General features: G+C 53.8%; 21 protein-coding genes. 15 read left to right on the plus strand and 6 right to left on the minus strand.

What is annotated here, in order from left to right; genetic code table 11:
- The first annotated feature begins 3 nt into the window (after window positions 1–3).
- From FHS19_RS04720 to FHS19_RS04745, 6 genes are all read left to right on the plus strand, one after another.
- The gene (locus tag FHS19_RS04720) at window positions 4–891 is read left to right on the plus strand and encodes a carbohydrate ABC transporter permease (protein ID WP_183579292.1); all 888 of its coding nucleotides are present in this window, start codon (window positions 4–6) and stop codon (window positions 889–891) included.
- Between the two features lie 17 nt (window positions 892–908).
- Window positions 909–2,186 carry a Gfo/Idh/MocA family protein gene (locus FHS19_RS04725; protein WP_183579296.1) on the plus strand — a complete coding sequence of 426 codons (1,278 nt, stop codon included), beginning with the start codon at window positions 909–911 and terminating at the stop codon, window positions 2,184–2,186.
- A 33-nt stretch (window positions 2,187–2,219) separates the two neighbouring features.
- Window positions 2,220–3,968, plus strand: a complete 1,749-nt coding sequence (locus tag FHS19_RS04730; RefSeq protein ID WP_183579299.1) for a glycoside hydrolase family 35 protein — start codon at window positions 2,220–2,222, stop codon at window positions 3,966–3,968.
- Between the two features lie 278 nt (window positions 3,969–4,246).
- Window positions 4,247–4,996, plus strand: a complete 750-nt coding sequence (locus tag FHS19_RS04735; protein ID WP_183579302.1) for a hypothetical protein — start codon at window positions 4,247–4,249, stop codon at window positions 4,994–4,996.
- An 85-nt stretch (window positions 4,997–5,081) separates the two neighbouring features.
- Window positions 5,082–8,267, plus strand: coding sequence for an Ig-like domain-containing protein (locus FHS19_RS04740; protein ID WP_183579304.1), 3,186 nt, complete (start codon window positions 5,082–5,084; stop codon window positions 8,265–8,267).
- A 73-nt stretch (window positions 8,268–8,340) separates the two neighbouring features.
- Complete coding sequence (locus tag FHS19_RS04745) at window positions 8,341–9,159, plus strand: endonuclease/exonuclease/phosphatase family protein (RefSeq protein WP_183579308.1); 819 nt, start codon at window positions 8,341–8,343, stop codon at window positions 9,157–9,159.
- 153 nt (window positions 9,160–9,312) lie between these two features.
- Here the strand turns inward: FHS19_RS04745 and FHS19_RS04750 are convergent, their stop codons facing one another.
- The 3 genes from FHS19_RS04750 to FHS19_RS04760 form a co-directional block, all read right to left on the minus strand.
- On the minus strand, window positions 9,313–10,137 hold the full coding sequence (locus tag FHS19_RS04750; protein ID WP_183579311.1) for a carbohydrate ABC transporter permease: 825 nt from the start codon (window positions 10,135–10,137) through the stop codon (window positions 9,313–9,315).
- A 14-nt stretch (window positions 10,138–10,151) separates the two neighbouring features.
- Window positions 10,152–11,066, minus strand: a complete 915-nt coding sequence (locus FHS19_RS04755; RefSeq protein ID WP_246426496.1) for a carbohydrate ABC transporter permease — start codon at window positions 11,064–11,066, stop codon at window positions 10,152–10,154.
- Between the two features lie 84 nt (window positions 11,067–11,150).
- Window positions 11,151–12,410, minus strand: a complete 1,260-nt coding sequence (locus FHS19_RS04760; RefSeq protein ID WP_183579314.1) for an ABC transporter substrate-binding protein — start codon at window positions 12,408–12,410, stop codon at window positions 11,151–11,153.
- Between the two features lie 259 nt (window positions 12,411–12,669).
- Between FHS19_RS04760 and FHS19_RS04765 the strand changes: the two genes are divergently transcribed.
- Together FHS19_RS04765 and FHS19_RS04770 are read left to right on the plus strand one after the other, a co-directional pair.
- Window positions 12,670–13,512 carry a L,D-transpeptidase family protein gene (locus tag FHS19_RS04765; RefSeq protein WP_312887167.1) on the plus strand — a complete coding sequence of 281 codons (843 nt, stop codon included), beginning with the start codon at window positions 12,670–12,672 and terminating at the stop codon, window positions 13,510–13,512.
- Between the two features lie 149 nt (window positions 13,513–13,661).
- Window positions 13,662–14,201 (plus strand): GrpB family protein, encoded by a 540-nt coding sequence (locus FHS19_RS04770; RefSeq protein WP_183579321.1) that lies wholly within the window; start codon window positions 13,662–13,664, stop codon window positions 14,199–14,201.
- 12 nt (window positions 14,202–14,213) lie between these two features.
- On the opposite strand, the gene FHS19_RS35235 is transcribed toward FHS19_RS04770, so the two are convergent.
- Window positions 14,214–14,339, minus strand: coding sequence for a hypothetical protein (locus FHS19_RS35235; RefSeq protein WP_281382366.1), 126 nt, complete (start codon window positions 14,337–14,339; stop codon window positions 14,214–14,216).
- Window positions 14,340–14,362: 23 nt separating this feature from the next.
- A complete protein-coding gene (locus FHS19_RS04775; RefSeq protein ID WP_183579324.1) occupies window positions 14,363–15,775 on the minus strand; it encodes an MFS transporter in 1,413 nt (470 codons plus the stop codon).
- Window positions 15,776–15,933: 158 nt separating this feature from the next.
- On the opposite strand from FHS19_RS04775, the gene FHS19_RS04780 reads away from it, so the two are divergent.
- From FHS19_RS04780 to FHS19_RS04805, 6 genes are all read left to right on the plus strand, one after another.
- Window positions 15,934–16,764 carry a helix-turn-helix transcriptional regulator gene (locus FHS19_RS04780; RefSeq protein ID WP_183579326.1) on the plus strand — a complete coding sequence of 277 codons (831 nt, stop codon included), beginning with the start codon at window positions 15,934–15,936 and terminating at the stop codon, window positions 16,762–16,764.
- 235 nt (window positions 16,765–16,999) lie between these two features.
- The gene (locus FHS19_RS04785; RefSeq protein ID WP_183579329.1) at window positions 17,000–17,896 is read left to right on the plus strand and encodes a glycosyltransferase family 4 protein; all 897 of its coding nucleotides are present in this window, start codon (window positions 17,000–17,002) and stop codon (window positions 17,894–17,896) included.
- A 15-nt stretch (window positions 17,897–17,911) separates the two neighbouring features.
- Window positions 17,912–18,484: a class I SAM-dependent methyltransferase gene (locus FHS19_RS04790; RefSeq protein ID WP_183579331.1), complete on the plus strand. Its 573-nt coding sequence runs from the start codon at window positions 17,912–17,914 to the stop codon at window positions 18,482–18,484.
- A 46-nt stretch (window positions 18,485–18,530) separates the two neighbouring features.
- Window positions 18,531–19,646: a methyltransferase domain-containing protein gene (locus FHS19_RS04795; RefSeq protein WP_183579334.1), complete on the plus strand. Its 1,116-nt coding sequence runs from the start codon at window positions 18,531–18,533 to the stop codon at window positions 19,644–19,646.
- Between the two features lie 43 nt (window positions 19,647–19,689).
- Window positions 19,690–20,388, plus strand: a complete 699-nt coding sequence (locus tag FHS19_RS04800) for a galactosyltransferase-related protein (RefSeq protein ID WP_183579339.1) — start codon at window positions 19,690–19,692, stop codon at window positions 20,386–20,388.
- 64 nt (window positions 20,389–20,452) lie between these two features.
- Window positions 20,453–21,208 (plus strand): glycosyltransferase, encoded by a 756-nt coding sequence (locus FHS19_RS04805; protein WP_183579342.1) that lies wholly within the window; start codon window positions 20,453–20,455, stop codon window positions 21,206–21,208.
- Between the two features lie 127 nt (window positions 21,209–21,335).
- Here the strand turns inward: FHS19_RS04805 and FHS19_RS04810 are convergent, their stop codons facing one another.
- Entirely contained in the window at window positions 21,336–23,960 is a 2,625-nt protein-coding gene (locus FHS19_RS04810; protein WP_183579345.1) for a glycosyltransferase, read from the minus strand.
- A 213-nt stretch (window positions 23,961–24,173) separates the two neighbouring features.
- Between FHS19_RS04810 and FHS19_RS04815 the strand changes: the two genes are divergently transcribed.
- A complete protein-coding gene (locus FHS19_RS04815) occupies window positions 24,174–24,704 on the plus strand; it encodes a hypothetical protein (protein WP_183579348.1) in 531 nt (176 codons plus the stop codon).
- Window positions 24,705–24,726: the final 22 nt, after the last annotated feature.

Below are 24,726 nucleotides of genomic sequence, written 5' to 3' on the forward strand. Positions count from 1 at the left end.
GAGATGCACAAACCCACTTTGAGCAGAAAAATGTTCGTCATTTTCAATTCGGCGCTGCTGACGGCGATTACGCTTCTTGGCATTATTCCGTTTATCCACCTTCTATCCGTGTCCCTCAGTTCGAATACGGCGGCGATGGCCGGCGAGGTCAAACTGTGGCCGGTCGGCTTCAACTTTGATGCTTACCGGTACCTGGGACAAAAGGTAGAATTCTTTCGTTCGTTTGGGGTTTCGATCGAGCGGGTAGCGCTCGGCACGGCGGTCAACATGTTCCTGTGCTTTATTTCGGCTTATCCGCTATCCAAGTCGATAGACCAGTTTAAGTATCGGACGGTCTATGTCTGGTTCTTTGCAATTACGATGTTTTTCGGCGGAGGTCTTATTCCCACGTATATCATCGTGAAAAATACGGGTTTGATCGATTCCATCTGGGCGCTGATTTTACCGGGCGCGCTGAACGTGTGGAACATGGTGCTGATGCTGAATTTCTTCCGGACCATTCCGCGGGAGCTGGATGAGGCGGCCACGATCGACGGCGCGGGGCATTGGAGAATTTTATGGCGGATCTATTTGCCGGTCTCTTTGCCTTCCATCGCGACCATCGGCTTGTTTACGATCGTCGGCCACTGGAACTCCTGGTTCGACGGCATTTTGTATTTGAATTCACCGGAGAAATACCCGCTTCAGACCTATTTATCCACGCTGATTATGTCGATCAATTCACAAATGACCTCCGTTTCCATTGAACAAATCAAAGCGATGGAAAATTTGAGCGAGAAAACGCTGCAGACGGCGCAGATCTTCATGGGCGCTCTGCCGATCATGGTCGTATATCCGTTCCTGCAGAAATATTTCGTCAAAGGGATGACGGTCGGAAGCGTCAAGGAATAGCGAAAGGGGAAAAAGAAGTGAGAAAAGTGAAAGTTGCCTTGATTGGAGCGGGCCTGCGCGGCATCAACTACTTGGAATATGCGCTGTCGCATCCGCACGAGCTTGAAGTGGTTGCCGTGGCCGAACCGGTCAAGGAACGGAGGGAAAGCTTTCAGGCGAGGCACGGGCTGAAGGATTCGATGTGCTTTGAGCATGGGGACGACTTATTCAAAGCCCCGAAGCTGGCCGACGCCGTGCTGATCTGTACCCAGGACCAACAGCATTTCGGGCCGACCATGCAGGCGCTGCAGGCGGGCTATCACGTGCTGCTGGAAAAACCGATGTCACCCGATCCCGAGGAATGCATTCGGATGGGGGAAATGGCTTCACAAGCCGGCCTTGTGTTTTCCATCTGCCATGTCCTCCGGTATGCGCCGTTTTTCCAGACGCTGAAAAGCTTGCTGGCTGATGGTGCCATCGGGCGGTTGATGTCGATCCAGCATAATGAGAATGTGGGGTACTGGCATCAAGCGCACAGCTTTGTCAGAGGAAATTGGCGCCGTAAGGAGGACTCCAGTCCGATGATTCTGGCCAAGTCCTGCCATGACCTGGATATTCTGCTGTGGCTTGCCGGTGCGGACTGCGTCAAAGTATCTTCCTTCGGCACGCTCAGCCATTTTACGGCATCCGAAGCTCCTGAAGGAGCCCCGCCCCGCTGTCTGGACGGCTGTCCGGTCGCGGATGAATGCCTCTATTATGCGCCCGATCAATATTTGACCGATGATACAAACTGGCCGACATCGGCCATCAGCGATGACCTGAGCTACGAAGCCCGTTACAAAGCGCTGCAGGAAGGGCCGTACGGCAGATGCGTATATCACTGCGATAACGACGTCGTCGACCACCAGGTCGTGAACCTCGAGTTTGAGGGCGGTATCACGGCTGCGTTTACGATGAGCGCATTTACAAGGGACGTCAGCCGCACGATCAAGCTGATGGGCACGACCGGGGAAATCCGCGGAGCGATGGAGAAAAACGAAATCGAAATCATTCACTTCGGCAGCGGCAAAGTCGAACGGATTACGTTCGAGGCCATGGGCGGCCATGTCGGTCATGGCGGCGGCGATATGAAACTGATGAGCGATTTCCTCAAGCTGGTACGGGCGGACGCCAAGGCTCAAGGGCTCACCTCTGCAGACCGTTCCGTCCAGAGCCATTTGATGGCGTTCGCCGCTGAAGAGTCCAGAATCGCGGGCGAGATCATCCATTTGAAGGAGTTCGAACAGCGTTTCGGCGTCCGTGAGCCATCGGTGTAATCCCATACCTTCAACAAACCACAGGAGGAACTTATGTCTACGTTTCGATATTCGGGATCTATCTTTTATATGAATGATGAGCCGGTCCAAATTCTGTCGGGAGCCATACATTACTTCCGTGTCGTACCGGAGTATTGGGAGGACCGGCTCATCAAACTGAAAGCCTGCGGTTTGAATACCGTAGAAACGTATGTGCCATGGAATTTGCATGAACCGCAGAAAGGGGAATTCCAGTTTGAAGGCATCGCTGATTTGGTGAAGTTTATCGAACTGGCCGGCAGCCTCGGACTCTATGTTATCGTTCGGCCATCACCGTACATCTGCGCGGAATGGGAATTCGGAGGACTGCCTTCCTGGCTGCTGGCGGATTCGGATATGCGGCTGCGCTGTTACCATCAGCCGTTCCTCGACCATGTGGATGACTATTATGATGTGCTCCTCCCTAAGCTGAAGCCTCTGCTCTGTACCCAGGGAGGCCCGGTGATTGCGCTGCAAATTGAAAACGAATACGGGAGCTACGGCAACGACAAGCAGTACTTGAACTATTTGAAAAACGCGATGATCAGCCGGGGGATGGACGTGCTTCTATTTACTTCGGATGGTCCGGAAGACGCCATGCTCCAGGGCGGAATGGTGGAGGACGTACTGGCAACGGTCAATTTCGGCTCCCGTGCCAGGGAATCCTTCGAGAAGCTGCGGGAGTATCAGCCGGATGCGCCGGTCATGTGCATGGAATTCTGGGACGGCTGGTTTGACCACTGGCGTGAAGAGCATCATACCCGTCCGCCGGCGGATGCCGCTTTTGTTCTGGATGAAATGCTGAGCCTGGGCGCATCCGTTAACTTCTATATGTTCCATGGGGGCACGAATTTCGGCTTCTGGAGCGGAGCCAACGGGCATACGGAAGACAGCTATGAACCAACGGTCACCAGCTACGACTATGATGCACTGTTAAGTGAGAACGGTGAGCCTACGGACAAATATTTTGCCGTTCGTGATATCATCGCAAAACATTTGCCGCTTCCAGCAGACGAGCTGCCGGACCCCATCGCTAAGAAAGCATACGGTAAAGTGGCAATGACGGAGCTTGCCGCCTTGTCCGCCAATCTGGACCGGATTTCAGCGGCGGTGCGCTCTCCCTACCCCGAACCGATGGAGAAGCTCGGCCAGAACTACGGTTTTATTCAGTACCGTACGTTTATCCCCGGCCCGCGGCCTAAGGAGGAGCTGTTCGTTCAGGACCTGCGCGACCGCGCTCTGGTCTACCTGAACGGGGAACTTGCCGGAACACTGGACCGCAGCGAGCCCGGTACGAAAATCGAGTTCGAGGTTCCGCCGGGCGGCGTCCAGCTCACGCTGCTCGTGGAGAATATGGGCCGGATCAATTATGGCCCGTACATGAAAGACAGGAAGGGGATCACCGAGGGTGTGCGGCACGGAAGGCAGTTTTTATCGGACTGGACGACGTACCCGCTGCCGTTAAACGATTTGTCCGGTCTCGATTTTCATGCGCAGCAGCCGCAGCAAGGCCCCGCCTTTTACCGTGGGGAGCTGCAGGTTCACGAACAGGCAGATACCTTTCTGAGCTTGAACGGCTGGACGAAGGGCGTCGTGTTTATCAACGGCTTCAACCTGGGCCGTTATTGGAACATCGGGCCGCAAAAAACGCTGTATGTGCCAGGGCCGCTTTTGCGGGAGGGTGCCAACGAAATCGTCGTTTTCGAATTGTACGGTACAGAACTGCCGGAAATCCACTTTGGTGAACAGCCGGATTTAGGATAGTCGTTTTACGGATCTGGAACCGGGTTTCATGCAGCTCTAGGCTTGATCATGGATCAGGCTTAGAGTTTTTTTGCGTTGAGCCGAACCTATGCGATGAACTTTAAAACGTAAGATTACCAGAGCATTGACCTGACGAATGAAGTAAAGAAAGTGAAAGGTTTGTAAAGATCGAGAAATGGATGCGCTTTCTTTCGGGCTTTATAATGATAGCACGTCATAGATAAGGGCCATGTTTTTACAACTTTATTCCAAATAAGCTGGCGAGGCGGGGGATGTTTATGATCAAGGTCTTACATCATTTTGGCAGTCCCAAATGGCTGTATATGGCCGGGTTGTTGGTCATTGGTTCCATGATCGTTATAGTCACTGCCGGAACCGGAGTTTCAAAGACGAAGCATCACGCTGATGTGATCGCGACGGTCAATGGTGTACCGATTCAAGTCAACGAATTTCGCAGAGCCATAACGGCCAATAAAGCCGGAGTCATCAGCTATTTTTACGAAAAATATGACGCAGAGCCGTCGCTGGCGTTTTGGACCACGGTTTACGGCGGGGAAACTCCGCTGGAGATGCTCAAAAAAAGAGCGCTGCAAACGAGTGTGAACATCAAAATACAGCAAATCATTGCGCAGGAGCAGGGGGTGCTGCAGGATATCGGTGATGACAGTTTTGTCCAATCCCTCCAGCGAGAAAACAAGAGAAGGCAAACCGCAGTCAACCAACATCAGGTAGTTTTCGGGCCTAAAGAGTACAGTGAGGAAGCTTATTTTGAATACGTCATGACGAACGCGATCGTATCCGTCAAAAACCATCTGATGGAGCAGGATTGGAAGCCCGATGAGCAGCAGTTGAAGCAGTTTTACGAATCCCAAAACAGCGCAGGATCGAAGAATCCGGCATTTGATGCTGTGAAAGACCAGGTAGTCAAGGACTATATCGACAACAAATACGAGGGCTATGTCCACGAACGCGTCTCCGGAGCAAAGGTCGTAGTGAACCCGGAGCAGTACGATTTGTTTCAAATGTAACGTTGTAACGCCGATTTGGCATTACATACATTATACAAGGAAAGGATGATGCTTTTTGAGGAAATGGGGAGGTAAGGGGTTCTGCATGACTTTGATTTTCTCCATGGTTTGTTCTATTTTCATCGTTTTGCCGCAGGCCGCCATGGCATCCGGAACGACTTATTATGTGGACCGTACGGGAGGAGACGACCGGAATAACGGAACAAGCCCAAATGCTGCCTGGAAGTCATTGGACAAAGTCAATGAAACAACCTTTTCTCCGGGGGACAAGATTTTGTTTAAAGCCGGGGAAAGCTGGAATGGCAGGCTGTGGCCCAAAGGCTCAGGCGAACAGGGAAGTCCCATCATCATTGATAAGTATGGGGAAGGCAGCAAGCCGTTAATCGCCGGGGTGACGTCAGAGCTGGAAGCGGTCTTTTTGAAAAATCAGCAGTATTGGGAGATCAGCAACCTAGAAGTAACGAACAGCTCCCCCTTGCCCTTTGACAGGGACTGGCAAAACCCGCGCGGACAACGGCGAGGCGTCTACATCTTAAATGAAGAAGCGGGACTGCTGCACCATATTCATATCAAAAATTTGAACATTCATGATGTAGACGGTTCTTATACGACACGATCCGGCGGGATTATTTTCGACTCGATCGGGTCAACGACCCCCAGCGCTTTTGACGACGTCCTGATTGACGGTAATATGCTGACGGACGTGGATGCCTATGGCATTTACATCGGTTCCAACTGCATTCTGCGTTACGGAATGGGCGATTTATGGCCATGGGTGCCGAAGCCTTACGGGCCTTGGACACCTTCGACCCGTGTGAACATATCCAACAACACCGTCCTCAGAGCCGCAACGGGAGGAATCGCATGGAACGTAACCGATGGAGCGGTTGTCGAGCACAATACGGTAGGGCAGGCTACATATCTGGCAACCAATGCCTCCATCTGGTGGGCCTATTCGGACAACAATCTGGTCCAATTCAACGAATCTTTTGCCAGCGTCAACGGCGCTGAAGACGGTCACGGCTTCGACGTGGACGCGGGAAACATCGGTTCGCTCGTCCAGTACAACTACAGTCATGATAACGCAGGCGGATTTATGCTTTTTGTAAACGATACGTATGACACGATCAATACGGTCGTAAGGTATAACATCAGCCAGAATGACCGAAAAAGCATTTTCCGGTACAGCGGATCGATCGATAACGTGTATAACTACAATAATACGGTTTACGTCGGCAAATCATCCGGCAACCCGGTTATGAGCGATTATTTCACCAAGGCTTCCGGCGCTCCGCGCAACATCAAAAATTATAACAATGTCTATTACAGCTCAGGGGATAAAGGCTGGGATTTAAGGGGGCAAACGTTCGACTACAACGCGTATTATGGAGGGAACACGCTCGTTCAGGCCGATGCCCATGGGGTAACCGGTGATCCGCAATTTACGAATCCAGGCAGCGGAGCGGAAGGGATGAATACTGTCGACGGTTATAAGCTGCTAGCCGATTCTCCTTTGATCGGTGCAGGCATTCGCATCAAAGCAAACGGAGGCAGGGACTACTTCGGCAATCGGTTATACAATGAGGCCCCGGATATCGGCGCACACGAATACGAAGGCAGCGTGCCTCCAGCCGGTTCTATGCCGGACCCTATCGACGTTGTTCAGATCCGGCCGGTCAGCACGCCTGTCGATGACTTGGCTCCACAGGCTGCCGCAAGCACGACATTTCGTTCGTCATCTTCACAGCCGATTGATAACATAAACGATAAGTTTTACGACACCGCCTGGTCTACCGAGGTTTCACCTTCTTTTCCGGGATATATCACGCTTGACTTTGGGGCTCAAACCATTTCTGCCAATCAATTGAAGATCAATACGAGATTTGGGCAGGAATCGGGGATCACGGACTTCGAACTGGAATACGACAACGGGTCAGGATGGGTGCCGGTTCGGACGAATATTCATCTGTCCTGGGATGTGAATAACGGTTCGTATGAGATCAAATCCGTCGAGTTTCCGCTCACCCGGTTTTCCAAAATCCGATTGAAAGTGCATGGAGGAAATGCGCAGTCCGGCAGGATCACGATGAACGAACTAGAAATATATAATAATCCGGATTTTTCCAAAGATATGATCACCACGTCATTCCCTACAGGGGCGGGTACCATTACAAACATTATCGACAACAATTTGAACTCGGCATGGGGAAGCGACGTTAACGTATCTTTTCCGGGCTATATTTCGCTCGATTACGGACATGACCCCGTACCTGTCAACCAGGTCACATTGGTTACCTTTTTCGGCATGGGTCAAGGGATCACCAAGTTTGACGTGGAGTATTACGACGGCAGCGGCTGGAGGACCGCATTACCTGATGCATCGGTCGAATGGAAGCTTAACGACAGCACCCAAGAAAGACAGACCGTTACGTTTCCGACGGTTCATGCTTATAAGCTGCGGCTGAAAGTGAATGATGGGAACCGGGTATGGGGCAATATCGCGCTGAATGAGCTTATCGTTGAGCATGCCCCTGAACATGTTCCCGTCACGGGCATTTCGATCGACCGGCCGAAGTTCGTTTTTAATGCGTCTTCCGATCGCAGTGCGTCACTGCAGGCTGCCGTCAGTCCCAGCAACGCGACCAATAAAAAAGTCATATGGAGTACCGATGATGATCAGGTCGTTGAGGTGGACGGTGAAGGACGTGTGAAGGCAGTAGGGGAGGGAAAGGCTGTTATTACGGCAACGACGGAAGGCGGGAATTTTCAGGCTGCCAGCCAAATAACCGTCGATTGGACAGCCCCCGAGATCAGGCTGGGCCCTGTGACTACATCTGAATTAACCTCAGGTACGTTCCAACCGAGATTTGAACTATCGGACGCCTGGACCGGTGTCGATAACGCGAAAACGGAAGTCCTGCTGGATGGAAAGGTTCTGACGGATTTAAGCGACACACCCATGTACGAGCTGGCACTAGGAGCGCATACGTTCACCGTTAAAGCCAGTGATTTGGCGGGGAATACCAGCGCAAAGTCCGTTGATTTCGAAGTGAAAACAAGCAACGCGGCTCTCGAGGAATTAGTTCAGCGCTTCGCAAAAGTCGGCTGGATTGACAACAATAGGATGACGAACAGCTTGCTGAAAAAGCTGCAGAATCAACATGTAAGCAGCTTTATCCATGAAGTCAACGCTCAAAAGGGAAAACATGTATCCGTCGACGCTGCGGGGTACCTGCTTCGCGATGCGGAATCGCTGCTGAATGAACAGTAGGTCGCTTCTAGGCCATTATGCAAGATTGAAACGCCCAATACAACATTTTCCAACCTTGAAGGGAGAGTCATTCATGAAAAAGCATTTGATTATACCGATCGTCAGCCTGCTGATCGTATCCTTGTTCTCAACGAGCGCCATGGCCGCTGGTCAAGGGAATGGCAAGGAAGTCGGCACGACCGTAATGTCCTACAACATTCATCATGGCGTCGGTCTGGACGATCAGCTGAGTCTGCACAGAATTGCGGATGTGATCCGGGATTCCGGCGCAGAGATCGTTGGTCTGCAGGAGGTGGACCGGTTTTTCGGGGAGCGAAGCGGCTTTCAGGACCAAGCCAAGGAATTAGCAGATCTGCTCGGTTATCACTACGCATATGGTGCCAATCTGGATTTGGAACCGGCGGATGGCCAGACGAACAACCGCCAATATGGAACCGCCATCCTTAGCAAGTATCCGATCCTCCGGTCTGACAATGTACTGCTTAGCAGCTTCGGCGATGAGCAGCGCGGCGTTCTGCATGCGGTCGTCAATTTGCGGGGAATTCATGTGGATGTGTATAATACGCATCTGGGACTCGATGCCGCAAGCCGTAAGGCGCAGGTGCAGGAAATCGTTAATCTGGCTACCACGGCTGATGGACCAAAGCTTCTCATGGGGGATTTTAATGCGGAACCTGACAGTCCGGAGTTTCAGGCTGTGTTAGACAGCGGTTTATTCATTAACAGCTTTCAAGGCGTTGAAGATGCCTATACGTTTCCGGCCGACCAGCCGTCCGAAACGATCGATTACGTCGTAACTTCGCCTGAAGTTCAGCATTCGAATCAACGCGTGATCGCTACGGAAGCTTCGGATCACCGGCCGATCGCCGTCGACGTGGTGTTCAAACGATAATGGCCCCATTAGGACTGCTTATAAACAGCGTGAAAACCCGCCCGGATGGGCGGGTTTTCCTTTTTCCATTTGCCAAGGGTTCTTTTGACAGAAGCCCACAGTTTATGGGGACTGGCATAAGACTTCCCTTTTCGATAAGTACTGGCAAGCCCGTCAGCTTTTGATCGCCCCGGCTGCGATGTCGGAAATAAACTGCTTGCTGACAAACAGGAACAAAATGATGAGCGGAATGACGGCGAGCAGCGTGCCCGCGATAACCATCGCATAATCGGTCACATAAATTCCGTTCAGGGAGGAGAGCGCCACCTGCAGCGTAAATTTACGCTCGTCGTTCAGGATGATCAGCGGCCAGAGATAATCGTTCCAGGAGCCGATGAAGGTGAACGCTCCCAGGAAGGACAACGCCGGGCGAAGGATCGGGATCGCGACGTTCCAATAGAGCCGGAAGAAGCCGCAGCCGTCGATGCGGCCGGCATCCAGCAGTTCGGAAGGAACGGATTCCTCCGCGTACTGGCGGATCCAGAAAATGCCGAAGGCATTGGCCATGCCGGGAATGATCAGCGCCTTGAAGGAGCCCACCCACCCGAACTTCGCCATGATGACGAAAGAAGGAACGAGCGAGAGCTGCGCCGGCGCCATCATCGTGGCGAGCAGCAGGACAAACAGCCACTTTTTGCCGGGAAACTTGAATTTCGCAAACGTAAAGCCTGCCAGGGAATCAAAGAACAGGACCAGCAAGGTACTGCAGCAGGCCACAAACAGGGTATTGAGAAACGCGCCGAAGAAATCGATGTTCTCGAACACCCGCGTCACATTGCTGATAAACTGTGTCCCGAACCAGAACTTGGGCGGGAAGCTGTAGATTTCCGCAGTGGTACGCGTAGCCATGACGGCCAGCCAGTAAAAAGGAAAAATGGAAACGATGAGTCCGACGATCAATCCGAAATACAGCAGGATAGAAGACTTCCTTTTAACCATGCTTATCACCCCGTTTATTCATCTTTGGCACCGCCGCCCTGAACTACCCGCCAGTTGAAGATCGAGAAGAGGGCAATCAATATGAACATGCCCCAGCCGACGGCGGAGCCGTAGCCGAAGTAATTGTTCACGAATGCCTCGCGGTACAGGTAGAGAACGATCGTCAGACCTCCGCCGCTGACGCCGCCGTCGTTGCCGACGAGCACCTGCGATTCGGTGAAGATCTGCATGCCTCCGATGGTCGAAGTAATGACGGTAAAAAGAATAATAGGCCGTAAATTCGGGATCGTGATGCGAAAGAAGGATTGGACGCCGGTGGCTCCGTCAATTTTGGCGGCCTCATAGAGGACGGTAGGGATGCTCTGGAGTCCCGCCAAATAAATGATGGCATTGTATCCAACCCAGCGCCAGATGACCATGATGGATACGGCCAGCTGGATGCCCCAGGTTTTGTTCAGCCATTCCACGGGGGAAATCCCGAACAGGGACAGGAAGTAATTCAGCAGCCCGTAGTTGTTGGAGAATACGGTGCTGAACACAATCGCCACCGCAACGAGTGAAGTAACGTTCGGCAGAAAGTAACCGATCCGGAAAAAGGTACGGAACCTCACAAACGACGCATTCAGCAAAAACGCGATGATGAGCGCGAAGAACAGCATCGGAATGGTCGAATAGATCCAGATCAGGAGCGTGTTGCCGACCGCCTTCCAAAACTCGGGATCGGTAACCATGAACTGATAGTTGTTCAGACCGTTAAAGGTCATGACGCCAATGCCGTCCCATTTTTGGAAAGAAAGATACATCGAGAACAGGATCGGGAACAAGCCGAAGACGGCAAACAAAATATAGAATGGGGAGATGGCCAGGTATTCTTTCCGGTGCTTCCATATTTCAGACCCCAATCCCCGCTTCCGCTCCGGCGACTGCATGGAGCTGCCGGGATCGAATTGAGTTCGCTTCTGTAATGGTTGACCCATAAGACTCTACCTCCATAGTCGGGATGGTATGACCGTTTAACGCAGCAGCTCCTTTTTCACTCTGGATAGTGCATCGTTCCATGCCTTATCCGGGTTTTTGCCCTGAAGGGCGACCGATGACAGCTCACGGCTTACAATGCCGTTCAGGTTGGCATATTTTGTGCCGAAATAGGAGGGCTTCACGTTGCGCGCGGACTCCGTAAAAATTTCACCGGTAGCTTGGCCGCCAAAAAAATCCTCTTTCTGCTTCATAACGTCCGAATCGAGCGCCTTGGAGGCGGAAGGGAACAAGTTGAGTTCCTTGAAGCTGGTTACCTGGTTTTCAGGATTCAGGAGCCAGCTCATCACCTCGAAGGATTCTTTCGGGTATTTGCTCGTTTTCATAATGGCGAGGAAGGAGCCGCCGTTGTTGCCGTCTCCGCCCGGAGCTCGCGCGACGCGCCATTTGCCCGCCGTATCCGGGGCCGCGTCCATCAGGATTTGCTTCGCCCATACGGCGCTCACGAAGGAAGCGATTTTGCCGTTGTTCATCGCGGCGTTCCACTCGGAGGAGAACGTGCTGGCATTGGCGAGCAGCCCCATTTGAGAGGCTTTGACCGCCAGGTCCCACGCCTTCTTCATGGATGAGGAAGGATCCTCGCCGATGAAATTTTCGTTTTTATCAAAATAAATTTTATCCGACTGTGCGTTGACCTGGGAATACACCTGACCGATGTTGTCGAGCAGCTTCACCTTGCCGCCGAGCGCTTTCTGCAGCTTCTCGCCTGCGGCGAAATAGTCCTCCCAAGTGCCCATCATTTGATGAACCTCTTCCGGTTCGGTCGGGAGGCCCGCTTGCTCGAACAGGTCCGCGCGGTAAAACAATGCGGTTGGGCCCGTGTCGATCGGCATGGCGATCATCTCGCCCTTCGGCGTGACCCCAAGCTGCCATTTCCAGTCGAGGTAATCCCCTTCAATGTCCTTCGCTCCGAGATCGTACAGGTTGTAGAAACGGTCGGCGCTTGGGAACAGCTCGGTAACCCAGTCGTTAAAGGCCACGATATCCGGACCGCCGCTGCCGGCAGCCAGCGTCGTTTTCAGCTTGGATTTGAAGTCGCCCCCGATTTTTTGGGCGTTGATGCGGATTCCCGGGAACTGCTTCTGGACCGCGTTGATCAAATTGTCGTCCAGACTCCGGTTCCAGTACCAAAGAGTAAGCGTTTTCGCTTTACTATTAGATGAAGACCCGCTAGAACATCCGCTAACCATGAAAGCAACAAGCAATAAACACGTTAATAAGATTCGGTATTTTGCCATCGTTTTCGGCCTCCCATCGCGGCTTTATGGTACTGCAGCAGCATCATCACTCCTTTAAATCCCTAAAATGTGTCCGTTCTACGAACATTATAAACGCTTACAAAACATTTTGGAACCGCTTGCTTGAAATTCGACGGTCGTAGGACATTGCCCCCGCGCCATATATTGAATATGGGTTTACCATCTGAAGGGAGGGAGTTCGCCACTGTCAGTCCGCAGCCTTTATCGCCGTTATGCCGCGGCAGCACTCGTTCTAGTTCTGTCCTTTTGCTGGATGTTTCCGGCCGGGGCCGAGGCAAAAATTGCCTCGCAAGACCTCATTATCGTCAATAAAAAGACGAATAAATTGGCATATTTTAGCAGTGGGAAGTTGGTCAAGGAGTTCAGGGTAGCGACGGGAAAGTCGCCTGAACTGACGCCGGAAGGAACGTTCGAAATCGTCAACAAGATCAAAAACCGTCCGTATTACAAAGAAAAAATTCCCGGTGGGGATCCCCGCAATCCGCTCGGAGACCGTTGGATCGGCCTCAATGTCAACGGGACGATGGGGACGACGTACGCCATCCACGGCAACAGCAACAAAAACTCGATCGGAAAGTACGTCAGCGCGGGATGCATCCGCATGTACAATGATGAGATTCACTGGCTGTTCGAGCAGGTGCCTCTGCATACGATGGCTATTATTACGACGTCCAGCCTCAGTTTTGAAACGATCGCCCAAAATCACGGCTATGCGGTGGGTGTGCAGTCGTATGACGGAAAGCTGGTGGTGAATGGAAAAGAGGCCCAGCTGAAGCAGGATTTGATCATGGTCGATTCCCGCATTTATATTCCGCTTCGCGCTTGCTTCGAGCTGCTGGGCGGGACGGTTGAATGGAACGCCGGCACCCAAACGGTGACAGTCTACACGGGAATTCGCAAAATTACCCATAAGGCGCTCTCCGGCAAGGCTGTCGTGAATGGCAAAACGGTAAACATCACCGCCTCCCGGTTTCAGGGGAATTCGCTGATGCTTCCGCTTCGCAACATGTCGGAAATATCCGGTTACTCGGTCGTGTGGGACGGAGCTTCCAATACGGTGAACCTAACAACGGGCAAATAAGCCCAGCCGCGCATGCGCGGCTTTTTTTTGTGCCGTGGAAAAACAGGGTTGGAACTGCCGGCAAGGGTGTGTATGATGGAAACAAATAGAAGCGGCCGCGGCTCTGGTCCGGCCGTTGGAGGGCAAAATATACGAAAGAGGTGTGCGTGATGGATAGCGGGATCGAAATTGTGGATTATTCGCCGGAATGGGCGGATGTGTTCGCCCTGGAGAAAGAACGGCTGTCCGGATTAGCGGGCTTGGATGCAGTGGTGATCGAGCATGTCGGCAGCACGGCCATTCCCGGGCAGCAGGCCAAACCCGTGGTGGATATGTTCGTCGGCGTGAAGCCGTTCCGTCCGGCTGCTTATTACAAAGACCTGCTGGATCCGGCCTGCTATACTTACGTACAGACCGGGATGCGGGGAAGGCATTTATTTGCCAAATCGACGGAGGGAGTCTGGACGCATAATGTTCATCTGATGCCTTACGACGAACAGTTCCATACCCGCAACGAAATGCTGCTCCGCGATTACTTGCGCCGCCATCCGGAGCTCGTGGAGGAGTACGGAGCCATTAAATGGCAGGCGGCCCGAAGCGCTGAATCCATGAATGCTTACACCCGGGCCAAAACGGCATTTATTCAATCGGTCGTCGATGCAGCCAGAGCGGAGAAAGGGCTTCCTCTGGAAGACGTATGGGAAGAGTAAGCTGTCAACAAGTTACGCCCGGACGGCTCGATGAATGATACGGACGGGTTCGCTGGTGTAGGTCTCCAGGTCGACCCGTTCCACAATATAGGATGCCGGCTGCTCCGCCAGCAAAAAAAAGCATGCCAGCGGAATCAAACGCTTGGCATGCTTATTGACGATTAACGGTTTCGAGACGATTTGCTTGATGTCCTCCCGATATACCGGAAAACGAGCAAGCTTCCGGCCAGGCACAGGAAACTTGTCAGCAGCAAGGATCTCATGACGCCATGGTTCAAATCTGGACTTGCGGCCATGAGGACGCCGGGCATCGCCACTCCGAGCGTAGCGCCGAGCTGACGGAAGGCATTCAGCGCGCCGGAAGCCGTTCCCGTCTTGCCCTGCGGCGCGGCAGTCATCACCACGGAGACGAGCGGCGGCAAAATAAATGAGATGCCGCAGCCGATCAGCAGCAGCGCAATCCCGGTGGGAATATACCCTGTATCTTCAGAAAGGAGAGCCTGGACAAGCATTCCGGTGCATGCCAGGAGAAATCCTGTACCGATGGTGCGCGGTGCTCCAAACCGGCTGATCAGCCTGCTCATCAGCATGGGATTCACCGCCATAGGGATCGTCAGCGCAAGAAAGGCAAGGCCCGTTCCCATAGCTGAATAACGGTGGAGCTGCTGGAAATACAGCGTCATGACAAACAGCACGCCGGAAAGGCCGAAATTAATAAGCAGCCCGGCCGCTAATCCGGTCACGAGCACCCGGCTTTTGAACAAGGACAGGGGCAGCATCGGCGAACCACTTCGTTTTTCGATCCAGACGAACAGGCCGATAAGCAGGGAGGCGGCAGCGAACAAAATAAGAATGACGGGTGATCCCCATCCGAGGTCCTCGCCTTCCATAAAAGCGCTCGTCAGTGCCGCCACGGCCAGCAGGCCGGCAAGCTGACCGGCAGGATCCATGCCGGAGTGTGCTGGTCCCCGGGCCGAAAAGTCGACGTTCGCCCGCGTCCACCGCCAGCTGAGGATTCCCACGGGGATGTTCAGCAGAAAAATGCTCTGCCACCCAAGGGTGTCGACCAGAATGCCGCCGATGATCGGACCGGCGGCAAGCGCCAAGCCCGACACCGCCGCCCAGATGCCGAGTGCCTTGGCCCGGCGGGCGGGATCTGTAAACGTCTCCGCCATGATCGTCAGAGAAGACGGCAGCAGTGCCGCTCCGCCGACGCCGAGCAGCGCTCTGAAGCCGATCAGCCAGCCGATGGCGGGCGAGACGGCGCATAGGACCGAAGCCAGCATAAACAGGACGATCCCGCTCAAAAAAACGCGGGCCGCCCCTAATCGATCGGCCAGCGCACCCATGCCCATCAGCATGCTGGCAAATACCATCGTATACGCGCCCGTTACCCAGCTCATTCCGCTGAATCCACCGCCCAGCGTATCCCGGATGGCAGGGAGCGCGACGGTGACGACCGTCGTGTCCAGCAGCACGATGAAGTAGCCGAGGGACAGCCCTGCAAGCAGCCAGGAAGACCGGTTTCTTTGGTTGGCCGGCTTGGTCCCTGCTGTAATTGATGTTCCATTCATTCCATAAACCCCTCTCTTGAACTTTTTCAAACCCATCGATGTGTTGTATAGTGTATATTCAGAAGAAACGGGGATGAAGAGAGCGGTTTATCCTAGGAGTGGTACTCCTATGGAGCCGTCATCTTGCCCACTTCGGATAGAAAATGGGGGGGCTTTACATGGAGACGACGCATCAGCGTACGAGCCAGCTTGCCGAATTTTTGCAGACCCGACGGGCCCGTCTGGCTCCGGAACAGGCGGGTCTCCCCGGTGGAGGGAGACGAAGAACGCCCGGCCTTCGGCGGGAGGAGGTGGCGCTGCTTGCCGGCGTGAGTGTCGATTGGTACACGTGGCTTGAGCAGGGAAGGGACATCTCGGTGTCCTCTCAAGTGCTTGAGAGCATCGCCAAAGCGCTGCAGCTGGATGAGAATGAGACGAAGCATCTGTTTTTGCTGGCCTCGAGACTTCTGCCGTTTCATTATCAGCAGCCGGAAATGTCGGTCAGTCCGCTCCTGCAGACATTCCTGGACGAACAGGGGGAACATCCGGCGTTTGTGGCCAATTCCCGCTGGGATATCGTCGGCTGGAACAAAGCGGCGCGCCTCGTATTCGGCGATTATGAGCAGATGACGGTCAGGGAGCGGAACTCGGTTTGGAGAATGTTTGTTTCTCCCTATACGAAGGAGCTTCTGGGCGAGGGATGGGAGAAAAACGCCAGGCTGCGGCTCGCCCAGTTTCGTGCGGGATACGGACTCAATGTGGAGGACCCCTGGTGGAGCGGGATGATTGAAGATTTGAACAAGGAAAGCGAGGAATTCAGGGCATGGTGGCCCCAGCATGATGTGCTGAACGTCAAGGAAGGCCGGAAAAAAATCTACCATCCGCGCGTGGGGCTGCTTGAATTCAGCCATATTACCTTCCAGGTGGAGGACTCTTATGATCTTCGCGCCACGGTGAACCTGCCCTACAATGACGAGACCATACAGAGAATGAAACAGCTGCTGCAGTGAAGAGCAAAAGGCAGAAACCCATGCGGTTTCCGCCTTTTTTGCTGAGGCGGTCCATTATTTTGCCCCCTTCCGTAACTCGCGGCTCTGCGGCGGAATATGATCGTATAAGACGTAATTCAATTGCGGCGGCTGGCGGGCGGGACTTCGCCCAGAAGCCTGACAGGAGGCGAGGACGGTCGATAAGCATCTGCTCATATATGATGTTGACTGGTGGATCCTGGGCAAGACGGCCAAGATGATTCAACAGCATCACCCCTTCCTGGACATCATGTCCGCCAAACAGCTGGAGGAGAGCATCCGAGACAAAGGCAGCGAGGCGCTGAACCGGGAATATTCCCGAATCTCCGCCATGTGCCTGGGCCTGGCGGCATTTGCTATCTTTAAGCATATCCGGATCGATTCATCCGCAGCGGTCTCCTATTATTATTTCAGTAAAAATTACGACACGTTCCGTGAATGGGCTGACAAGCCGGAACCCGATTCCGATTTTTTGCGTTTGGTGATTCCCCGTATCGGATCGATTGGGGCGATGAATCTGAAGCTGACCGAATGCCTCAAAGCGATGGCACCGAGTGCTTCCGTCCGGCATATCGGACACTTTGTCGACCATGCGCTGTTCCATCCCGTTTCTGCGGACGTGGACCTGCAGGAGCGGAAAGACGGACCGCTCGTCATCGGGTGGGCGGGAGATCCGGGAAAGGCGTCCAAAAGGTATGCCGCTCTGTACGAGCCGATCAAAAAGCATTTTTCCAGCCGGCTGGACGTGCTTTTCGTTGAAACGGCCGGAGCGTATGCGCACGAAGACATGCCGCGCTTCTATCGGGATATCGACCTGCTGCTGATCACGTCGGCGAATGAAGGGGGCGGAGCGACGGCGCTTGAGGCCTTTGCCAGCGGCAAACCGGTACTGTCCACCAACGTAGGATACGTAAAGGAAGCGGCCCATCCCAGCGGGCATCATTTGATTTTGGACAGTGACGATCCCGGAGCATTCATCCAGGCCATTGACAGCTGCCTTCAGGAAAGATCGCGTTTAAGGGAAATCGGGCGTCTATGCAGAGCGGAAATCGAAACACACTGGACCATTGAGCTTGGCGTGAAACGCTGGCTTGCCGTCCTGTTCGGAATTTAGGAGGTGACGACTTACATGGGCACATCAAACTGGCAAAACCTGTCATATTGCGTAGAACTCATCCGGCAGGCGGCTCCGGCCCGTGTACTTGATATCGGTGTCGGGTTCGGCCGGTGGGGCATGCTCTGCAGGGAATTTCTCGACGTCTGGCAGGGACGCGTCTTTCGTGAGCAGTGGCAGACAAGGATCGAGGGGGTCGAAGTGTTCCCGAAAAATGTGGACGACTATCATCGCTACTTTTACAACCATATATATATTGGGGATGCTTATGAACTAATGGTGAAGCGGCAGTTTGGTGCCTATGATTTGATCATTCTGGGCGATGTCCTTGAGCATTTTGAGAAGGAGCGCGGAATCCAGCTGCTCGAAGCGTGCCTGAAGCATTGCCGCAGCCTGCTTTTGAACGTTCCGATTGGGTCTGATTGGCCGCAGGGCGCCGAATACGGCAATGAATACGAAACCCATCGCAGCGTTTGGACGGAGGAGGAGTTGGACCGGTATCCGACCGCCACGAAACACATGTTCAAGGATTATATTCATCGTGACTTTGCCACCTACTTGTTCCAGGGCGCACAGCCGCACGGATAAATGTCAGGCTTTGGTCAATATCAACACCGAATGGGGGAAGCGCCATATGACAGGGCATGGTGCTAGCAGAGATTACGTGGTCACTGAAATTCCTGTTGAGATGCTGTTCACCGAATTGGATGTTCGGTCGGCCCGTACCGACCATCTGATCGAATCGTTTACGGACCGTTGGTACGAACACCATCTTCAGTATGCCGACATTTCCATGATGCGGCTTGTGCCGCACCGGGAGCTGTACCGCTATTTTGCGGGAGAGCCTGGCGCTGCGCCCGATGCTTACCTGGATTGGCATGAGCAGATTCACGCGACACGGGGAATAACGCCGCTGATGTCCGGAAAAGAGCTGCTGAATCAAAGACGGCTCGAAAACGACAATATGCGGTCTGAGCTCCACATCGGATCGGACTTTTTTTTCGATCATCCGGTCAAAGCGAGATGGAATCCGGGCGGATACTTTAATATTTTGGATGGACATCACCGGGCTAGTTTTCTGTACTGCCTCGGCTTTCGGAGAATTCCCGTCCGGATCCCGCTTCAGGATTACCCGGTCTGGCTTCATTCTGCGGCAGCGGCTGAGGTCGAGCAAACGATGAAGGATCAGCAGCGAACGCTGATCTACACGCCGATCTTACATCCGCGGTTTTATGGTATGCACAGCGAGCGGGACGAGACGTATCCAACAAGGCTTGATCATATTGCCCGGTTTTTGGGGCCAGGGAAGCTGAAAGGGAAGAAGCTCCTGGACATCGGCTGCAACATTGGTTACTATGCGAGGCATTTCGTCAGGGAAGGGGCGGAAGTCACCGGGTTTGAACCCGATCCGGACCACTATGCCCTCCTTCACAAGCTGAACGCGATGGAACGGACGGCGTTTTCCGTCATGACGGAGCGCTTTGAACAATCCGAAGCCATTCAGCAATATGATATCGGACTGCTGCTGACCGTTTTTTATCATGTTATGAAAGATCCGGAAGCTTGCAGGCGGTTTCTCGCCCAGCTGGACCGGAGCGTCTGCGGCGTGCTCTTCTGGGAATCCGGGGATGCCATTGAAGCGGAGAAGAAGATGCTGATGGAGAATACCGGTTTTAACCATTATGAAAAGCTGGCGGATACGTTCGGTACGGGGAAGTACCGGGAACTCGGTGTTTTTCGAAAAGCATAGACCGGCAGCCTGTAAATCTATCGGAAGCGGAGGTGAAATGCGGATGCATGACGATTTGTCCGTTCTGATTCCATACCAGCCCGACGGCGGGCCGAGGGATGAGGCGCTGTCCTTTGTCCTTCGGTTTTACAAGCACATTCTGCCTTCGGCGGACATTTGCATCGGGGAGATCGGCGCGGATGAACCTTTCAGCAGATCCAGGGCGATTAACCGGGCGGCGTCCCGGGCAAGCGGCGGCATCTTCATCATTGCCGACGGTGATATCATTTACGACCCGCAGCTGGTGGCCGATTCAGTCCGGTGGATCGAGCAGGGGCGGTGGGTGATTCCGTTCAGCCGGATCAACCGGCTGACGCAGCGCGTTTCCCGGTTGGTCATGGAGGGTGAAGCAATCTGGCCCCTGGATACCGAACTGGATACCCGGGAAGAACATGCGGCCTTTTTTGTCGGGGGCTTAAATATTGTCGGCCGGGAGGCATTTGAACGGATAGGCGGTTACGATGAGCGTTTCATCGGCTGGGGCGGGGAGGACGAAGCTTTTGCCTATACGATGGATACACTGGCGGGCGAGCATGTCCGGCTTGACGGACTGATGTTCCATTTCTGGCATCCGTTCGTCGGTCCGCAGGGCAACCCCCATTATGAGCATAATTACAAGCTTTTTGAGCGATATCGAGCTGCTCGCGGAGACAGGGAGTCGATGAACGAGCTGATTCGGGAAAAGCAGGCGGGTAAGCCCTGACTCTAAGACGCTCCGCCGCAACATGGGCAGCATGGGATGAAAAGGAAAGGGAGGAGCAGAATCTATGACATTATCGGTCATTGTCCCGATCTTGAACGAAGAGACCTTTGTCCCTTTGTATCTGGAGAGTGTGGCAGCCTTCGCCGATGAAATCATTATCGTGGATGGGGGAAGCACGGACGGAAGCCTGGAGCATATCGCCCGGCTCATGACGAAGTATCCGATCCGGCTCTTCACGATGCCGCAGACAGGACTTCCCTATACCGAGGACTGGAACGAATCGGAAGTACGGAACTTTCTGATCGGTCAGGCCACCGGGGATTGGATTATGAACCTCGATATTGATGAAATCATGGACGACAGGTTCCGGGACGTGCTGCCTGGGCTGATGGCGAACACCGCCGTTGATGTCTATCAATTTCCGTTTGTGAACTTTTGGAAAGACCCGAACACGATTCGGGTCAACAGTCCGGGAGATGAACGCTGGTCCAATGACATTACCCGGATGTGGAGGGCCGGAAAAGGCATCCGTTACCGTGACGAGAAGCATCACTGCACGTTGGAAACGGCCGGCGGAGCCAGCATCTGGAGCGTTCCGCGCGGCCGGGCAGACGTTAACGTATATCACTACCACTATGCGATCGGCAAGCGGATCAAATATAACGACAACCGCAGAGGAGACGTCAATCTGCTGGACAATGAAGGGGAGCCGGATTGGAATTATATCCATCAGGAGTACCAAATCGCCACGGTCCCTTTTCAAGGGGAGCATCCGGCCGTCATTCAGCGTTATTTGGCGCAGCTCAGCAACAATGGTTAGAGCACTCAAACTTTAAATGATGAAAGAGTGAAAGCCCTCACTTCCGAACCGGGGATGATCCGGGATCCGGGTGAGGGCTTTCTCGTGCCGACAGAACGATTGACTCAGCCATTGAAGGAAGGGCTCATCAAGCAAGTGACAGCTGCACGAGGCGGGCCACCTGATGCTCACCGTAAAGATGAAAATCCGGCAATTTGGCGGCCAGCGGCTCGATCTGTCCTGTCTCGTAGCACATTCCATCCGCCGCATAACGATCGGCATGAATTTCCTCGAACACCTGCTGCGACCCGCAATAAATGGCTAGATCGAAGCTGATCTGGCTGAATAAATCGATACGGTTGGTCAAATACAACCGGGGGCCGGCCTTGCGGATGCCGACGACGGGATGCTGAAGATATGTCATCGTGTAGACAATCACGGTACAGCCGTCCATTTGGGAGAACTGCTTCACCAGCTTCTGCCATCTTGCAGGTTCGTCGCTCCAGGACGATTCTCCAAGCACCAGCACCCACTTTTCTCCAGGATGGAGAGCATCGGCCTGTTCCCGGACTTCTTCAGGGGTTACTGCCAGGTTAAAAGGGTTCAACGGACCTTTAGGCAGCTGCCAAGACTTATTCCACTTTGCTTCGTAATATTGCTTGTTTCGTTCCCACAACGATTGATATTCCTGGTTTTTCAGCTTCTTGATCGTTGCGCTGCCGTGATGATACACAAAGGCGTCTTCGACGATCACCATCCGGTAGCCCGCTCGCTTGACCCGTTCACAGTAATCATCATCCTCGAACATGCCGATGCCGTAGCGGCGGTCCAGCGGCCCTATCTCTTGAAATGCGCCGCGGCGGATGGCCACGCAGAAAAATCCGAGCAGTCCGGTTTCGCGGGTGCGTCCGCGATAACTTTCATAAAACTCCTGCAGCCAGCCGGGATCCGCGCCCTGTACGGCGTCGCCGATAAAAAAATCGAGCGCTTGATCGTTCCCTACGTGATTGGACATGGGTCCGGTCATGGCGATATCGCTGTGTTCCTGCATCGGCCGGATCAGTTTGGGAACCCAGGTCGAGTCGGGAACGATCGTATCGTTATTCAGGAGGATCAGATACTCGCCGGTGGCACAGCTTGCGCCCAGTGAGTTCCCCTCAGCAAAACCCAGATTGATGGGTGAAAATACGGTCTGGACCGGCTTCTGCGCCAATGCCGCAAGCTGCACACGCGTCTGATCCGTCGAGCCGTTATCGACCACGATGATCTCCATGTTCGGATAGGCGTCTTTCCGAAGCAGGCTGTTCAAGCACTGCCGGGTGAACGACCAGTTGTTATGGGTCACAATGACGATGCTAACCTTAGGAAAGATATGCTGTAGAATGGCCCGATGCAGCATTTCGTATCGATGCCCCCACGTATTGCTCATGGCAAATTTACGCCGGCATCGCACGGCTTCCGGCTGCGCCGCCCCGATGCTGAGCGCCCGCTCCACCGCGGCCTCGAAACCTGCGGGGGAATCCGCGATCACGGCCATGTCCGAGGCGATTTCGGTCAGCTCGGGCAGAGGGGTGGAAACGACCGGCTTGCCCGCCGCCAAATATTCATAGAGCTTGACAGGGTTTGTCGCCTGGGTCAAATGGTTCTGGAGAAACGGTATGATCGCGCAGTCAAACCGGTGAAGATAGCCGGGAAGCTCCTCATAGGGCTTTTCCCCGAGCAGCAGTACGTTCGGCAACTGCTCCACCCCGGAAGTGTCGCAGCCGAACGTATGGCCGATTAAGGCGAAGGTCCATTCCGGCCTGTTCCGGGCCATCGTCTCAATCAAGCCGATATCGAACCAGTCCGAGATTGCACCGTAATAGCCGATCACCGGGCCGGTAATGCTGCTGAGTTCTGCGGGGGCGCTGCCCACCCAACCGGCGAAATGGCTGACATCGGCGGCGTTGCGCACCAGAATCGATGAGGGATTCAGCTCACGGACGCGCTGGTGAAGCACTTGAGAGGAAGTGAGCACCACATTTGCGTTTCGGATCAGCAGGTCTTCCTGATGAATAACGTCGGCATGATTAGTCGAAAAACCGGCATGATCGTCCATACAGTCATAAATCATGTTGTGCCGGTTCATTGCCGTAACAAGCGGAGTCCAAAACGGAAGGTCGACGATGGATACATACGAGGTGACCGCAAATTTGGCAAGGACATGTTCCAGTGACCATTTCAAATATTGGATATCCAGATCGTCCATGTGGTCCTGATACAAGTTTAAGCGTCTATGGGCACAGAGGGTCACCAGCCATACGTTCCGGTCCACCTTTTTGAATTTGACAAAGCGGCAGACCTCATCCCTGGCGGCATGCTCCCTCGAAATATAGACGACGTCCGTCGTTATATAAAAAACGCGGTGGCCACGTGCGGCGAACTGCCGGGACAACTGCTGCGGGCGCTGCCAGCGGAAATCCCAGTCAATAACGGGAAACCGGATGACGTCATAGGGTACCGCCGAATCCGGTCCGGGCTTAGCTGTCCGAAGGTCCTGTACGGCCTCCATGACAGGAGGGGCCGTGATGTGGAAGCGAGGGGGCGGATACGCCCCGAGGTGCTCCCCTGGAAAAGGCTCCATCGGCAGAGAATCGCGAGGTGAAGCAAGCGCGGTTATTCGCGGGTCGAGGGCATGTTTTGGCTTAACGGAATGATTGCTTTTCGGTTTCTGGGCCGCGGAGGCAGACAATTGACGGGACGCCTTCCTGGATCGGTTCCTCGGTTTGTTCAAGCGTTATTCTCCTCCCTAAACGATTGTCTATGTACAAAATATGTACCGGGTCAACTTTACGTTTGGGTATAACACTATACGAGAGGATCATTTTTAGGGGAATTGCCCGGGTAAAGGCTTACCGCTGGGCATTTTGATCAACTTGCACTTGGCCTGGTCCCTATCGTTATCTACCTACATATTGTACCAATGACTATAAAGGAGGTAGGTCAAGTGAAATTGGTATTCATGAAAAAACACGCGAAGGATTTCGAAAAGCCCGTACATCACAAAAAGAAGCGGCATCACCATAACAAAAAAACGGGTTCGCTTCAGAAAGTGATCCATGATATCAAGCACCGGCTGATAAAACTGAAGCAGCAGTTCGAGAGCTTGGCGGGCACGGTGACGGAACTTTCGGCTCGGGTCAGCAAGCTGGAGCAGCAGGTTGCCACCCTGAACAGCCGCTTGGGCATTGGTCCAGGCCCGGCACCAGGACCGGCACCAGGCCCGGCACCAGGCCCCGGACCGGGCCCAGCACCTGGACCAGCACCAGGACCGGGTCCAGGCCCAGCGCCGGGTACAGGACCTACAGGCATTGTGGCCCTGCTCACGCCGCGGATCAATACACGCGTCACGTTGGAAACGCCGGTAGGAACCATATTCGGTACCTTGATTCTGATTGGCGAGGACTATGTCCAGATTCTTGAACCGGATGGCAGCAACGTATTGATTCCGTTCCGCAGCTTGTTGGCCGTATCATAACCTAAGTGATCTCAGGAGGGAA

Source organism: Paenibacillus rhizosphaerae (assembly GCF_014192015.1).
Taxonomy (GTDB): domain Bacteria; phylum Bacillota; class Bacilli; order Paenibacillales; family Paenibacillaceae; genus Paenibacillus_AQ; species Paenibacillus_AQ rhizosphaerae.

Excerpts from the sequence above, each read along its gene's own strand:
- FHS19_RS04720 (WP_183579292.1), top strand. The coding sequence starts at position 4 with ATGCACAAACCCACTTTGAGCAGAAAAATGTTCGTCATTTTCAATTCG.
- FHS19_RS04730 (WP_183579299.1), top strand. The coding sequence starts at position 2,220 with ATGTCTACGTTTCGATATTCGGGATCTATCTTTTATATGAATGATGAG.
- FHS19_RS04750 (WP_183579311.1), bottom strand. The coding sequence starts at position 10,137 with ATGGTTAAAAGGAAGTCTTCTATCCTGCTGTATTTCGGATTGATCGTC.
- FHS19_RS04800 (WP_183579339.1), top strand. The coding sequence starts at position 19,690 with ATGCATGACGATTTGTCCGTTCTGATTCCATACCAGCCCGACGGCGGG.
- FHS19_RS04770 (WP_183579321.1), top strand. The coding sequence starts at position 13,662 with ATGGATAGCGGGATCGAAATTGTGGATTATTCGCCGGAATGGGCGGAT.
- FHS19_RS04760 (WP_183579314.1), bottom strand. The coding sequence starts at position 12,410 with ATGGCAAAATACCGAATCTTATTAACGTGTTTATTGCTTGTTGCTTTC.
- FHS19_RS04785 (WP_183579329.1), top strand. The coding sequence starts at position 17,000 with ATGATTCAACAGCATCACCCCTTCCTGGACATCATGTCCGCCAAACAG.
- FHS19_RS04790 (WP_183579331.1), top strand. The coding sequence starts at position 17,912 with ATGGGCACATCAAACTGGCAAAACCTGTCATATTGCGTAGAACTCATC.
- FHS19_RS04795 (WP_183579334.1), top strand. The coding sequence starts at position 18,531 with ATGACAGGGCATGGTGCTAGCAGAGATTACGTGGTCACTGAAATTCCT.
- FHS19_RS04775 (WP_183579324.1), bottom strand. The coding sequence starts at position 15,775 with ATGAATGGAACATCAATTACAGCAGGGACCAAGCCGGCCAACCAAAGA.
- FHS19_RS04780 (WP_183579326.1), top strand. The coding sequence starts at position 15,934 with ATGGAGACGACGCATCAGCGTACGAGCCAGCTTGCCGAATTTTTGCAG.
- FHS19_RS04755 (WP_246426496.1), bottom strand. The coding sequence starts at position 11,066 with ATGCAGTCGCCGGAGCGGAAGCGGGGATTGGGGTCTGAAATATGGAAG.
- FHS19_RS04745 (WP_183579308.1), top strand. The coding sequence starts at position 8,341 with ATGAAAAAGCATTTGATTATACCGATCGTCAGCCTGCTGATCGTATCC.
- FHS19_RS04740 (WP_183579304.1), top strand. The coding sequence starts at position 5,082 with ATGACTTTGATTTTCTCCATGGTTTGTTCTATTTTCATCGTTTTGCCG.
- FHS19_RS04805 (WP_183579342.1), top strand. The coding sequence starts at position 20,453 with ATGACATTATCGGTCATTGTCCCGATCTTGAACGAAGAGACCTTTGTC.
- FHS19_RS04735 (WP_183579302.1), top strand. The coding sequence starts at position 4,247 with ATGATCAAGGTCTTACATCATTTTGGCAGTCCCAAATGGCTGTATATG.